The organism is Brevibacillus laterosporus, assembly GCA_007833815.1.
Classification (GTDB): domain Bacteria; phylum Bacillota; class Bacilli; order Brevibacillales; family Brevibacillaceae; genus Brevibacillus_B; species Brevibacillus_B laterosporus_D.
In genome coordinates, this window is record CP033464.1 from 3,740,462 (window position 1) to 3,754,250 (window position 13,789).

Annotated in this window: 10 protein-coding genes; 1 reads left to right on the forward strand and 9 read right to left on the reverse strand. The window is 42.9% G+C overall.

Features of this window, described 5'->3' with window-relative positions; translation table 11 throughout:
- Positions 1-15: 15 nt before the first annotated feature.
- The 7 genes from EEL30_18805 to EEL30_18835 all read right to left on the reverse strand — a co-directional run bounded on the left by EEL30_18805 (position 16) and on the right by EEL30_18835 (position 10,518).
- A complete protein-coding gene (locus EEL30_18805) occupies positions 16-1,335 on the reverse strand; it encodes a cytidylyltransferase (protein ID QDX94153.1) in 1,320 nt (439 codons plus the stop codon).
- The gene (locus tag EEL30_18810; GenBank protein ID QDX94154.1) at positions 1,332-2,474 is read right to left on the reverse strand and encodes a DUF3419 family protein; all 1,143 of its coding nucleotides are present in this window, start codon (positions 2,472-2,474) and stop codon (positions 1,332-1,334) included. The genes EEL30_18805 and EEL30_18810 overlap by 4 nt, the downstream gene beginning before the upstream one ends.
- Positions 2,467-5,145: a phosphoenolpyruvate synthase gene (locus EEL30_18815; GenBank protein ID QDX94155.1), complete on the reverse strand. Its 2,679-nt coding sequence runs from the start codon at positions 5,143-5,145 to the stop codon at positions 2,467-2,469. The genes EEL30_18810 and EEL30_18815 overlap by 8 nt, the downstream gene beginning before the upstream one ends.
- A 21-nt stretch (positions 5,146-5,166) precedes the next feature.
- On the reverse strand, positions 5,167-6,093 hold the full coding sequence (locus EEL30_18820) for a hypothetical protein (protein QDX94156.1): 927 nt from the start codon (positions 6,091-6,093) through the stop codon (positions 5,167-5,169).
- A complete protein-coding gene (locus EEL30_18825; GenBank protein ID QDX94157.1) occupies positions 6,086-7,378 on the reverse strand; it encodes a 3-hydroxy-3-methylglutaryl-CoA reductase in 1,293 nt (430 codons plus the stop codon). The genes EEL30_18820 and EEL30_18825 overlap by 8 nt, the downstream gene beginning before the upstream one ends.
- 1,062 nt (positions 7,379-8,440) lie before the next feature.
- Positions 8,441-9,463: an iron ABC transporter permease gene (locus EEL30_18830; protein ID QDX94158.1), complete on the reverse strand. Its 1,023-nt coding sequence runs from the start codon at positions 9,461-9,463 to the stop codon at positions 8,441-8,443.
- Positions 9,463-10,518 carry an iron ABC transporter permease gene (locus tag EEL30_18835; GenBank protein ID QDX94159.1) on the reverse strand — a complete coding sequence of 352 codons (1,056 nt, stop codon included), beginning with the start codon at positions 10,516-10,518 and terminating at the stop codon, positions 9,463-9,465. The genes EEL30_18830 and EEL30_18835 overlap by 1 nt, the downstream gene beginning before the upstream one ends.
- 299 nt (positions 10,519-10,817) lie before the next feature.
- On the opposite strand from EEL30_18835, the gene EEL30_18840 reads away from it, so the two are divergent.
- Positions 10,818-11,285 carry a purine-binding chemotaxis protein CheW gene (locus tag EEL30_18840; protein ID QDX94160.1) on the forward strand — a complete coding sequence of 156 codons (468 nt, stop codon included), beginning with the start codon at positions 10,818-10,820 and terminating at the stop codon, positions 11,283-11,285.
- 137 nt (positions 11,286-11,422) lie between these two features.
- Here the strand turns inward: EEL30_18840 and EEL30_18845 are convergent, their stop codons facing one another.
- Together EEL30_18845 and EEL30_18850 are read right to left on the reverse strand one after the other, a co-directional pair.
- Positions 11,423-13,147, reverse strand: coding sequence for an ABC transporter ATP-binding protein (locus tag EEL30_18845; GenBank protein ID QDX94161.1), 1,725 nt, complete (start codon positions 13,145-13,147; stop codon positions 11,423-11,425).
- 365 nt (positions 13,148-13,512) lie between these two features.
- Positions 13,513-13,722 carry a hypothetical protein gene (locus EEL30_18850; protein ID QDX95820.1) on the reverse strand — a complete coding sequence of 70 codons (210 nt, stop codon included), beginning with the start codon at positions 13,720-13,722 and terminating at the stop codon, positions 13,513-13,515.
- Between the last annotated feature and the right edge of the window lie 67 nt (positions 13,723-13,789).

Sequence of the window (13,789 nt, forward strand, 5' to 3'; positions counted from 1 at the left end):
TTTTCTAGTGAATTATTAAAAAAGCAGAATTCCAATAATCGAGCCAACCGTTGCACAGATAGGTTGAATCAACACCTCTGCCTTAGATCTTTTGAAGACGAGGAGATAGTAAATACCAGCCGCCATCAGCATGCTTAAAGCCGCCCAGATTGAATGGATAACGACTTCGCCCGTCAGACCCGACCGAAGCACCAAGGCTGCCAACGTCAGACCCCAATTCTTCAGAATGTTCAAAAGGAGATAAATTGACAGATGTCTTTTCCGGGACGACTGAAAGATCTCTGTAAGGCTAAAACAAACGGATTGAACCAATAGACCGATCAAGAAAGCGAAAAAAAAGACTTCACTCTGAGTTTGCTGGTACAAAAATAACCATACGAAGCTCATCGTATACGTGGCGATGAATAGCCCTATCTTTTTGCCAGAAAACAGTTCACTCGAACTCTTTAAAATAAGGGGCGATGATAAGGAATGCAGTAGCAACACCAATAGAAAGTCTACTCCACCGATGGCCCAACTGACGTACGAAATCAAAGATATCCCCAGTACTGCCTGTGGACACACTACCCTACTTCTCCTGCACGCTTCAAGCAAGACAAATAGTAAGAGCGCAAGAGACAACGGCATCAGCAAGTTGGCAATGTCTTTGGCAATGAGAAACTTCAGCATCATGAAGCTGACTATTGGTACCACCAAATTATCCTTGCCACCCCAGGAAACGGACTCAACTAGAGTCGCTAACAGCGACACCGTAATTGAGATCATTAAATTGGCCATACCGTCCATCGGAAAAAATAGAAATAAGGTGATGTGCGTAGACAGAAAGGAGACTAGAAAGAAAGCAAAGGATCCTTCAATACTCTTCTCACCCTCGGGGACCAGGTACCGCACCTGACCGTAGCGAACGCCGATAAGAGCGGCGATCGCATCAGCTAATGTGAGGATGATGAGAGAAATGCTGTAAAGCACCCTTTCTTCCGATCCTGTAAAAATGAAAAGAATGGCAATACTCATAACGAAATACATCTCGCCAAATGAATAACGCGATACATTGGATAAGATTTTTCCAGGTCCATTCTTTAGCCGAGTAACTCTGAAAAGAAATAGGACAATAGCGACTAGCCCTAATACAACCAAAACCGGCCAGTCTTGAACAAAAAGCCAAGGTGCAATTAATGCAAATAGACCGGAACTAATATGAAAAAGCTTGCGGACCCATTCTGGATCAGGATGAAATCTGACTTGGTAAAAACGCAAGCCGGCAATCAACACTGCCATGGCGACAAGCAGGAGCACAATACCGAACCAAGGATTTAAGGAAATAACACCATTCATATGATCTCCTCCAGAACAAACGCGCTATAAAAAAAGGCTTTATCCTGCTTGAAAAGATTTTGGCTCAATTTCGAAAGCGGACGAAGCAAATCCTCCATGCTCTCAGGGCGACTCCGAGGAACAAGCATATTCCAGTAAGCCAATCGACCTTTTTTCCTCCCTGCTTGTACCAGAAGCTCCAGTAATTTTTCATATTGGTCTTCAGACATATATTCAAAAATGTCACTAAGGTTATACCGGTCAAAAGCGTTCTTGCCCACATCATTTAAATATTCTTCGAGGGATAGGCAGTGCCATTCAATGCGGTTTAAGTTGTTTCGTATCGCATCAAAATTTTCAGGTCGCAATGCATAAGGAAGTGCATTACCATGTCGACCTAGTAAAATCCATTGTAAATAGGGATTTTGCATGGGATCAAGCTCGGTTAGGGCATACTGCGCTCTTTGCAGAATCCGGCTTGCCACGCTACCCTCGACGTAGCGGAAAAAACGAGTATCACGACCCAGCCTCCCCATGACAAAACGTGAAAAAAAGAATTGGAACATGAATCGCCAACGTAATGTATTCCACTCTTTTTGGTAAAACGTTCGACGCTCTTCCAGCGTCCGATGCTGAAGAAGTTTTTCCACTCGATAACGCGAGTGAACAAATGGCAAGACAGAGTTGCGGAACAAAGAAAAGTATTGTTCAAACTTACCAATTCTGCCGATTCCATCCTCCACTGCAGCAGATTGAGAATCCCAATATCTTTTCACTGCAGAGGTGAGCTGATTGCGACATTTTTGATATAGTTCATTGCGCCGGTTACTAGGGATTGAGCCCATAAGTTCCAACAGTTCTGTATGTGTCAATGCCTGATAGGCAGCCACGCGTAATTCCAGACAAGCAAGCTGTGCATGACTCAGATCTAAAGCAACAACACGCTCTGGCGACTTACTTAACATCGCCAGAGCATTATCGCCAGATGAGGAGATAGCTAGGCAGTTATCTCCAGGCTGTATATCGAGTGCATCGAGAAGGATATCAGCATCCTCCCAGCACTGGGCATAACGGACCAAGGAAAAATCAACTTCCCTAGCTAGTTCAGGACGCGCTTCTATCGGTACTTGTGGAGCGAGATTTCCAACACTCTTAGGCACTGATCGATCCCTCCTCCGGGCTGATCTTACGAATTTCCCCCGTGCTACCGTCAAATTCAACCCAATCACCTGTCTTCAGCCATCGAGTCAGGCCAGTTACAGAGACTATCGCTGGAATGCCGATTTCGCGGCAGACGATTGATACATGAGACAGTAGACTTCCCCGCTCAACCAGTAATCCAGCTGCTGCGGAGAAAAGCACTATCCAACCTGGATCGGTTCGCTCAGCTATTAAGATTTCACCCGGTAGCAACGTCGCCTCACGGGGATCGGTAACCACACGAACCGGACCGCGCACGACACCTGCCGCACAGCCGATTCCTTTCATCACATCCCCAGTCAATGGTTCTTTCGGGGTCTTCGCTTTAAACGTATTTCCCTTATAGATGACGCCGTATGTTTCGAAGCGATCTTCAGGCACATCCATTTCATAATACTTCTCAAATTCGGCTTTTCGCAGCACCACCAACTCTTTAAGGTTACTGCAAGTCGCGGTTCCGTCTGCCATACCAAGCAGTTCTCCTACTTCCAGATAGAATACATCGCGGGGATCATCAAGCAAATCAAGTGCATAGAAGCGACGCCCCATTTCGAGGAAGATAGAACGGCAGCGGCCAAAGACACGTGTTCGCTCGAACCGTAAGTTTTCCCGATCACGAACGCGCAACCGCGCATTTTTAAGTACCCAGCGAAACAGAACACGACGAAGCAGGTTGAAGCCGATTGACTGGTATGCTTGTTCTTCTGCCATGCGACGTATTTCTTCTTCGCTCGGTCCCCTCTCGGTTGGGGAGGGACGGCATGCAAGATAGCCAATAGAACGCAACAACGGAAGCGGATTGTCAAACAGGTTTATGCTTTCCAGTTTGAGTTCATCTAAACACCGATCTCCAAACTTGTCCAAATATGCTTCGTACTCTTCTTTGAATTCCGGGAACCCATCCATCTCCTCCTTAATCGCTACGAGAGAGCCATTGCAGAGTATGTCGATGAATTTGGCATCTTGATTCGTTACCTGCATCAGCCTTTTCATACGCATTGCCGGTTCTGCGCTGATAATCCCCCCTTCTGCTGCGAGCAGTGAATTCTGTAGGGTGGAATCCTCATCATTACACCATTTGGTAGTCAATTTGCGTAGCAGACCGTAGAAGATCATTGCTCCGAAATCATTGATCAATGGCGCATCCCAACGTGTCAAAAGCTGACCCTGTAGCTTAAGATAGTAGTTGGCTAGCTCGACCGTGCTGTATTGGTGTAAATCGGGGCGAGTAAAACCAAGCGCGTTGTTCAAACGTTGATAAAAAACGTCGATCGTCTTCGGCAAGCGTCTGAAGTTGCCAAGCAGCTTGACAACTGTCTTGCCAAGGCGCATCGCGTCCTTGAACTTGTCCTGCATGCTCACCTGCTGCTGGACATCATCCGTAAGATGCTGTGGAAGAGCCTCCTTGACACCCATCATCTGTTCCATGAAATTTCGGTTCATCTGATAACCAGGAAGCAACGCCAGAGAGCGGTACCAGTTCAAAAGGTTGTAATACACCCGTCCATTAATGAGACCAATCATGCAGCGGAACACAGCTTCCCGATCAGCGATTTCCTCATCGGAGGCCCCCATAATTCGGCAGAATGACTTGTAAACCTCGGCATAAGCGTGGCGTGCAAATGAAAATGTCAAAGGGGTAGTGATACCGCCATAGCTTTCGGAGATATTACTATTGTCCCATAGGTTAAACTCATCATCGGGGTCAATAATGTCTGCCATGTTGGTGATTGGACGGGATTGAAGTAAGTAAAGCTTTCCATCTTGGATTGCCCACTCTATATCCTGAGGACGTCCGAAATGCCGTTCACATCGGCGAGCAAGCTCTGCAACCGATTGCACCCACTCATCCGTAAGGGCTGGCTGATTAGCCTTCTCAGGTGCTACCGCTACGCTCTCCACCCCATCATTACATGCCATAGAGAAACGATGGGCCACAAGTTTTGCGGCGATGTCACGCTCCACGATGTCCCCTTTACGATTCACTTTGAACGTGTCAGCGTCACATTCCCCTGACACGAGCGCCGTACCAATACCATACAGGGAACCTACAATGGCAATCTTTCTTTGCCCCGTCAAGGAGTCTGCGCTAAATGCAACTCCTGCTGTTTCCGAATCAACCATTCGCTGTACAAGGACTGCCGGTGGTTGAGGCAGTAGATTAAGCCCTCTCTCTTTGCGATAGGTCAGGATGCGTTGGCTGAAGCCAGACCGCCAAACCTGAAGGACCTTGGATGGCACATCCTCAGGTTTGACAAACAAGTAACTTTCGAACTGACCAGCAAAGGAGTGGTCTGCTCCATCTTCTTCTAGTGCCGAGGAACGAACTGCAACCAATTCTCCATTCGGACTGAGTGTCTGAACTTCTTTTTTTAGCATAGCCACCACATCAGGATCTAAGGTGACGTCTTTCAAAACTCGAGTAACTGCTTCTTCGGATTGGAGGACCGCTGCCTTTAGCTCCTCTACAAGGCTTTTAGGTACACTTACAAAAAAGGCATCTGGACTAAGGACGAACCACTCGGGAATAGACATTCCTGCCTGCCCCAGAAGAGCGAGGGCACGGGCTTTACCACCCATCTTTTGCAGGTCAAGCGCTTCCGCGTGATTCACTTGAAGAATGTACGTCATTTGTTATAACCTCCTTTGCATCTAGAGTAAAAGTGGAACGATTCCCAAGCTAAGGTACATCAAGATAATGAGTAAGCCTGAAACTTTTTCAATTGCCTTGGCTACTTTGGTTGTCATGTATCTTAGAACAGTCAACGCCATCAGAAAAGTGATCAGTGCGTTCAAAAGAGTGCCCCACAACACGATATGGCCAGTTCCCACCTGTGCAGAAGCCATCAAAACCACGCAGGACGTAAGAAGCACAACCGAAACCCAAATCCAGGTTGCCTTCTTATATCCCCAAAGGAAGCTGTAGGTCTCCACACCGTATTCCTCATCTTCTGGAATTCGAATCTTGCGCCCGATCTCCAGAATGATTCCGTTTCCGTAGCTGGCTAATAAAAGCCAAGGAAGCCCATGAGGCATTGTTGCTGAAACTGTAACCCAGTCGCAAGCCACAACATACATCACGATCATCGGCATCATTACCATATGGGACAGCAAATAGAGAATCGGATGAGCTTTCAACCATTCCTTGACGAAGAATTCCTTACTCATCAAGGCCAAATAGCCCCATGCAAGCATCAACCAAGGAATGAGCTTTGGAGACAACCAAAATGCCATACCAAGCTGAACAAGCCCAGTGAAAAAGCCAAGTACTCCGAGTTGTTTCAGGGTCACAACACCACGTGGAACAGCCCGATACGAACGGAATCGGGAATCTTCTTCAAAATCCTTAAATTCGTCGGCAATGCGCAACAGCAAAAAGAACAAAAAGGTCGACAGGAAACCAATAACAAGCGACTTGAGACTGGGTGAAGACCCATGTCTCAGGATAGAAGAGTATAGCATCGTAGAAATGCTGAACACCGCGACCACAATTCCATTTTGAACAATTGGGAATCTCTCTTGCTGGTAAATCCACCAACGTTTCGACCAAGAGAGTTGTTGATATGTCAAATCAGACATATTCTTTCACCACCCCGGAAGTTGTGCCGTCATTGCCACGCGATCGCTTATGGTGGGCCCTAGTAAAATCATCAGCAGCCAAAGCACCGATGATAGACAGTTCCCCAGCCAAGACCAGGCCGGCACATACCTCCGCAAGCGCATGTGCATGCCCGGCACCTGAAAGTCCCATGATTTCAAGGCATGCCTTCTGGCTCGGTAGCCCCGTACCTCCGCCCACTGTACCAACAATGACATTCGGCAAAGTCGTCGATGCATAAAGGTCTCCATTCGATGTCAGCTCAAACCGAGTGATACCAACAGCTGATTCCGATACACAAGCGACATCTTGTCCTGTTGCTAAATATAAAGCAGTCAGCCCATTAGCCACATGACCTTGGGAACCTATCATACCTTGTAGCACTCCACCTACAAAGGCCATTCTCCAGTACTTTTCCATATTCTCAGGAGTGGTGTGGAAGCGTGAGCAAACCAATTTCGCAGGTAACACCACTTCGGCACAAACTTTTTTCCCCCTCACCGTCATCAAGGATTTTGCAGATGCCTTCTTGTCGCCAGAAAAGTTTGCTTCAACGAAACTATGCTTGAACAAAACCGGTGAATGTTCGCGAATATAGTTACAGATTTCTTGAGTTGCGATCGTTACCATGTTTTGTCCGGCTGCGTCGCCGGTTGAAAATTCGAAATTAAGGTATACATGATTGCCTTCAATCATGTGATCCATTTTGATACACTGTCCGAAGTTTGTTGTGCTCTTTGCTACTACTCGGAAGGTATCAAATTTGGAAGCCGCCCAGTTCGCAAATCGGCTTGCTTCCACTACGCTCTCAAAGATAAATCCAGGCGTCCGACCAATTGCTTCTTTCAAAACTACTGCTCTGCAACCGCCTGCTTCACTGATGACCTGTGCACCGCGGTGATAAGAAGCCACAAGAGCAGCTTCTGTAGTAGCTAATGGAATATAGTAATCTCCTTGTGCATAGAGACCATTTATCCGTAGAGGACCGGCCAAACCTACCGGAATGTTGATTGTGCCGATAAGATTCTCAATGTTCTTTTGATACAATTCAAGTTGGCTCAATGACTGATGATCTAGTAATTGTTCTCTGGTATCAAGTCCAACTGACAGCAAATCCCATCGAGCCTCTATTGCTTTGGAAGAAACTCTTGCTCCCCCAGGAACACGCTTTGGAAGAGGGCTATCCTTCGAAGTAAAATTCTCCTGATATCGTTCAACACTTCGAAGCATGTGATTATCGAATTGTTCAATGGCTGTAAACTTCATAGTTTTATCCCCTTTGCAATATGGCACTGGTAGAGTTCAAGAATTATTCAAACGAGGCTCTCTCAATCTTATTGTGTATCTGAGGAGCCTGTCGGATTATCAATATTCATAATGGATTTATTTCTCTTTACCATTACGATTTTCTAAATTTATAGAATTGAGATGTAATAAAAATCACTTTCTGTATTTAAACCAATTATTCCAAAAAATTCATATGTGCTTCATTTAATATAGTTGATGCTTTTTTGATAATATTCAAATTCTCCCCTCCATTCTGAATCTATTTTATACACTTAAAATTACCCTCGATGAATATTAGCATAAAATGTCAAAAAATACAACTTATTGTAATACACTTCTTACCAATTGGAGTGGGATCAAAAAATTGGTTAATAGGATAGATCGCTAATGTAATAATCATCTTCCCCCTCTCCTGACCTTAAGTATCGACTCCTTACTTTTTTCATAACACAAAGTTATCCTCTAACAATGTATCTATAAAGGGAGTCCACACTTGTTACTGAGAAAAGATTTATTTTAAATGTAAATCAACTTTCTTTTTACATAATATATAACATTTTACATTTTTTTGACATTTGGTAAGTTAGACTTTATGCACTATATACTAATTTGAAATATATATGAGATAAATATAAATAACTAGTTATTGATGGATTTAGCAAAAAAAAGCCGTCCCTAAATGGGAATGGCATCATTCTTTATCTCAAACCACTAAGCGAATGTAGGCAACAACTGTTCCTTGAAAATAAGGTATTAAACTGAGGAAGAGTTAGTCTACATGTTTGTGATAAGTCCCTCTGAGCGAAAGCGGCCTTTTTATGAATGGGCGTAAGATTTTCACAAAATGTCGGAGGGATCTTAGTATTATTACCGTTTGGATTATATATTTCCTATCCTGTTTACACGGATTTTGGGAATGGGCGGGGATAATATGCTCAAAATAAACGGGCTTTCTTTTCCTAGATAACCTATCAGCGTGTAGCTGCACCTTATTAGGCAAGCTACACGCTTTTTCAATGTAACTTTCTGTAGAGAAACCGTCTATGACTTCGATTTCATTAACAAGTAGATAAAATAAGGAGCTCCTAAAGCAGACACAACAATCCCGACCGGCAATTCCGAAGGGGCTAGGATATTACGCCCAATTGTATCTGCTGTGAGCAAGAGAAGCGCTCCAAGTAGAGCGGCTGTTGGAATTAAAATTTGATGTTTTGGTCCAACGATCTTTTTAGCCAAATGTGGAGCAACCAATCCGAGGAACGAAATACCTCCTCCAACAGCCACACAAGCCCCTGCTAATACTACAGCCGCTAACAGTAACAATCGCCGCTCCCTTTCCACAGCGGTGCCCAAACTCAAGGCAACATCATCGCCAAGGTTTAATACATTTAAATAACGTGCTTTATACAACGTATAAGGAATCAGAAAAACAATCCACGGAAGCGTAGCTAATACATATTTCCAATTTGTACTCCAAATACTTCCCGATAACCAAATCATAGCTTTCATGAAGTCGGTATCGTTCATTTTTAGCTGAAAGACGATTAGTAAAGCACCCAGAATAGCATTCAATGCAATCCCGACCAAAATGAGTCGTGTCGGTGTCACACCATTTTTCCATGCTAATATATAAATGAGAAAGGCGGAAAGTGAGGCACCTGCTAATGCTACTAATGGCAAAATAAAAATAGAAAACGTACTAATAGCTGTCATCGAGCCACTGAATAAATAAATATAGACCACCACAAATAAGCCAGCACCAGAGTTAATCCCAATAATACCTGGTTCAGCTAGTTCGTTTTGCGATACACTTTGCAAAATGGAGCCGGAAATAGCGAGCCCAGCACCAATTAACAAAGCAATAACCATTCGTGGTAACCGGAATTCAAATAAAATCAGACTGTTATCTGCTGTTCCAAATCCAAACAAAGTAGATATTACATCCAGCGGTTCAATACGAATGACCCCTAAATGTAAACTAACAAAAAAAGAAACAATAATTAGTGATGCGATCATTCCAAGGACTAACCAGGGGCTTTTTCTCCCTTTTTGTAATACTTGCATTATAAGCCCCTCCCTTCGCGTCGAGCCAGATACAGAAAGAACGGTGCTCCCAGAATGGCAGTGACAGCCCCCACCGGTGTTTCAAAGGGTGCATTTACTAAACGAGCACCAATATCTGATAATAGTAGCAACAGTGCACCTAGCAAAGCGGAGCACGGAATAATCCATCGATAATCTACGCCTACCAAAGCACGAGTTACGTGTGGAATCACCAGCCCAATAAATCCAATGAAACCAGCCACCGCTACGGATGCACCCGTAAGAAGTAATACAACTAAAATACAAATCACTTTAATGAAAAAATTCCGCTGACCTAAGCCTTTAGAAACGTCTTCTCCCAGACTTAGGATTGTTATTGAACGAGCTACTAGTAAGGCGATCGGGAAGCCTATCGCACCCACGATACATAACAATCCGACACTAGTCCAAGGTGTGTTAGCTACTCCACCTGCAAACCAAAAACTAATATCCTTTGCTACATGATAATGGATGGCAATGGCCGTAGATAATGATGTTAGTAACGCACCAACCGCAGCACCAGCAAGCGCTAATTTTACGGGAGTTAGCCCACCTTTAGACATCGATCCAACTGCGAAAACGAGACTCGCTCCTAATCCTGCTCCTAAAAAGGAAAATACCATCATGTTGATGTTAGACAGACCTGGAAAGAATGCAAAAGCAATTGCTATGGCAAAACCTGCTCCATTTGTTACCCCCATAATAGACGGATCTCCTAGAGGATTTCGAGTCATACCTTGCATGATTGCCCCTGATACTGCTAGAAAAGCCCCTACTAAACCTGCTGCTATCGATCTAGGCAAACGCAGTTCTTGAATAATTTGATGCGAGGGTAAGTCTGGATCAAACGAGAATATACTTGTCCAAACGGTCAAGAAATCAATATCTGCTGCACCTAAAGAAATGGAAGCGACCATTCCGAAAGCAAGTGCGATTAACAAACCAATAATCATGGTAATAGCAACTGCAGGCCTAGATTTTTGTTTTATTTGCTTTGTTGATTCATCCTGCTCGTTGTGAGACTCATGGGATACCATTTCTCTATCATTCCTTTATCAAATTCATTGCACGTCAAGTAACCTATCCATGTAAAATGCTATTGATTATCATTCTCAAATGATAGTATCATATCTTCTATTACTTTTACATAGGGATTTTTTATCGATGGGTATTGGTGATGTTACCCGCTACAACACTTTGTTTTTTTGTTTTGCATATTTACCCTTTCCTCAAGTATAGTTAAGCTATATGATTACTAAACATATTTGTAATCAGTAGATTTGTTTATTTCAGAAAATTCATTCTATACATACACTTTTATAAAGCAGGTGAGTAGATGAAAAAAGTAGCAAACAGTCAAAAAGAAGTGATTTTTCGTATTCAACAGGAAGAGTATGGCATCTCGATCACTGAGATCTTATCTATTGAAAAATCCTGCTCAATTACTCCTATTGCCAACCAAAATCCTTTTTTTATCGGCGTTACTGATTTAAGAGGTACAATTATTCCTATTATTGATATGTGTAAGGTTTTTAACTACGCTACTACATCATCCTCCGAATCCAGATGCTATATAATGGTGATGGTGAAAAATCAGATATTCGGGCTGATGGTTGATGCCGCAACCGATATTGTAGAAGTGCCAAGCGACGTCATTCAAAAGATGCCTAGCTTCTTTTCTGAGTTCATCTATGGCATGGCTCAACTAGGTACTCGCATGATCGTATTATTAGACTTGCCTACCTTGCTTTCTACAATTAGTACAGATCGGACCCTTCCTACTCTATCTGATACCCTGCGTTAACAAGTCCCACCAGACCACATTTTGATAGATTCGTAATGAGGTCTTTTCGCATTCTTCATCAAAAAAGCATCCCACTTCATCCATTTGATTGGAATAACGTGGGATGCTTTTTATTTATTGATCAATGAAACCACTGCTTATTTCACTAGTGTTGAAAATTGCGCCTCATGCAGTCTGCTATAGACTCCTTTTGCAGCGATAAGCTCCTGATGATTTCCTTGCTCCGTAATCCCGTCTTTTGTTACAACCACTATGCGATCAGCATTTTTAATCGTAGCTAAACGGTGAGCGATTACAAGTGTAGTTCTTCCCTCAGATAGCTTTTCAAGCGATTGCTGGATAGCCAATTCCGTCTCTGTATCCAACGCAGACGTTGCCTCGTCCAAAATGAGGATGGTCGGGTTCTTTAAGAACATACGAGCAATTGCAAGACGCTGTTTTTGCCCACCTGACAGCTTAACACCTCTCTCACCAACAATTGTTTCCAATCCATCCTTTTGAGAGTGAATAAATTCTTCCAGTTTAGCGTGTCGGGCTGCATCCCATACTTCTTGATCGCTGGCATTCAATTTTCCGTACATGATATTCTCACGAAGTGTGCCTGCGAACAAGAAAACATCCTGCTGGACAATCCCAATTTGTTTACGTAAGGATTCTAATTTCATATCCCGAATATCCATTCCATCAATTGTAATACTACCCGCATTCACATCATAAAAACGTGGCAATAGGCTACACAATGTTGTTTTCCCAGCACCAGATGGACCGACAAATGCTACTGTTTCACCTGCACAAATCGTTAAATTAATTTTGTTTAGTATGTTATCCTTGTTTTGATAGCCAAAAGTAACATCATGGTATTCAATGTTTCCTTTTAGATGATCAACAGCAATTGCATTTGGTGAATCAGCCACGTCTGGTTCCGTATCTAAAAGTTCTACATAGCGTCTGAATCCGGCAATCCCCTTTGGATAAAGTTCAATAACTGCATTGATTTTTTCAATAGGCTTAAACAAGATGTTCGTTAGCAATACAAAACCGACAAACTCACCCGCTGTCAGTTGGCCTTTAATCACGAACCAAGTTCCACAGATCAATACAAACAATGTCACAAGACGCATGAGTAGGTAACTGATGGACATGTTCATAGCCATAATTTTGTAGGAAAGTAATTTGGTCAAACGAAAACGTCCGTTATTTACTGCAAATTGTGATTTCTCATACTCTTCATTACCAAATGCTTGTACCACACGAATACCACCAATGTTATTCTCCACTCTAGCGTTAAAGTCAGCGATATCGGTAAACATTGTTCGAAAGGCAACCGTCATTTTTTTGTTAAAGAAAACGGTTAGCCAAATAAGAAAAGGAATAACTAAAAACGTAAGCAATGCTAACTGCCAATTAATATATAGCATTACACCTAATGCGCCGCATAGTGTCATTACGGCAATAAACAAATCCTCTGGCCCATGGTGAGCAATCTCGCCAATTTCCATTAGATCATTGGACATGCGCGACATTAAATGTCCTGTCTTATTATTGTCAAAGAAGCGGAACGACAGCTTCTGGATATGATCAAATAGTTTTTTACGCATATCCGTTTCAATATTAATACCAAGCATGTGCCCCCAATAGGTAACAACATAATTTAGAGCTGTGTTCAGAACATAAATGCTCAACAAAGCAATACAAGCCCCAACAATTAACGACCAATCCTGTCCCGGCAGCAGTTTATCGACAAACTGATTTACTGCTAACGGAAAAACTAGTTCTAACAGGCCCGCAATAATAGCGCATGTAAAATCTAAAATGAATAAACCTTTATAAGGGCGGTAATAGGAAAAAAACCGACGTAACACGAATGTATCACTCTTTTCTCTCTTTTCTCTCTTCTCTACTAGCAAAAACATTACTGCTAAGTATAAACGATCCACAACTGAAAGTGAATATCTTTCTCATTTATAAGTGTGCTAGTTCATCCACCCTACAAGAACCAGCAGCTGTACTTATTCGTCCTGATGGTTTTATTGCTTGGAATACTTATGATAAACTTTTAACCAGATAGTAATGGCAGCATTCCAGTGATCAGGATTCGTTCCCATCTAGAAATGCTGCCTTAGCTTCATTCGTTTATGATTCCTTCAAAACTCTTATATTTTATCCCATTTACTCTGAGCTCTTTTAGCTTTCCTTGTTTCCACACCAATTGGCTTTCCTTTTCTTTTCAACGTTTTTTTCGATCCTCATAACGCTTTTGCGCTTGTTCATACTGTCGTTGCTCTTCTTCTGTTTCAGGAATGATCGGTGGAACCAGAGTAGGTTTTCTTTTTTCATCCAGAGCTATGCAAGCAATCTTATCCACATACGCCATCACTTTTCCACCAAAAATCGTGTTGTGATGGTTTGTATCGGGAGGAAACACAAGATCAGTCATGTATGTTTTGGAATCTCGTACTCTTTTCGCTAGTAGTTCCACTTCTTTCCTCCTGAACTAATTTATT

What these genes read in the sequence shown, in the direction of transcription:
- EEL30_18815 (QDX94155.1), bottom strand. Translation starts at nt 5,145, where the DNA reads ATGACGTACATTCTTCAAGTGAATCACGCGGAAGCGCTTGACCTGCAA.
- EEL30_18835 (QDX94159.1), bottom strand. Translation starts at nt 10,518, where the DNA reads ATGGTATCCCATGAGTCTCACAACGAGCAGGATGAATCAACAAAGCAA.
- EEL30_18825 (QDX94157.1), bottom strand. Translation starts at nt 7,378, where the DNA reads ATGAAGTTTACAGCCATTGAACAATTCGATAATCACATGCTTCGAAGT.
- EEL30_18830 (QDX94158.1), bottom strand. Translation starts at nt 9,463, where the DNA reads ATGCAAGTATTACAAAAAGGGAGAAAAAGCCCCTGGTTAGTCCTTGGA.
- EEL30_18820 (QDX94156.1), bottom strand. Translation starts at nt 6,093, where the DNA reads ATGTCTGATTTGACATATCAACAACTCTCTTGGTCGAAACGTTGGTGG.
- EEL30_18850 (QDX95820.1), bottom strand. Translation starts at nt 13,722, where the DNA reads ATGACTGATCTTGTGTTTCCTCCCGATACAAACCATCACAACACGATT.
- EEL30_18840 (QDX94160.1), top strand. Translation starts at nt 10,818, where the DNA reads ATGAAAAAAGTAGCAAACAGTCAAAAAGAAGTGATTTTTCGTATTCAA.
- EEL30_18805 (QDX94153.1), bottom strand. Translation starts at nt 1,335, where the DNA reads ATGAATGGTGTTATTTCCTTAAATCCTTGGTTCGGTATTGTGCTCCTG.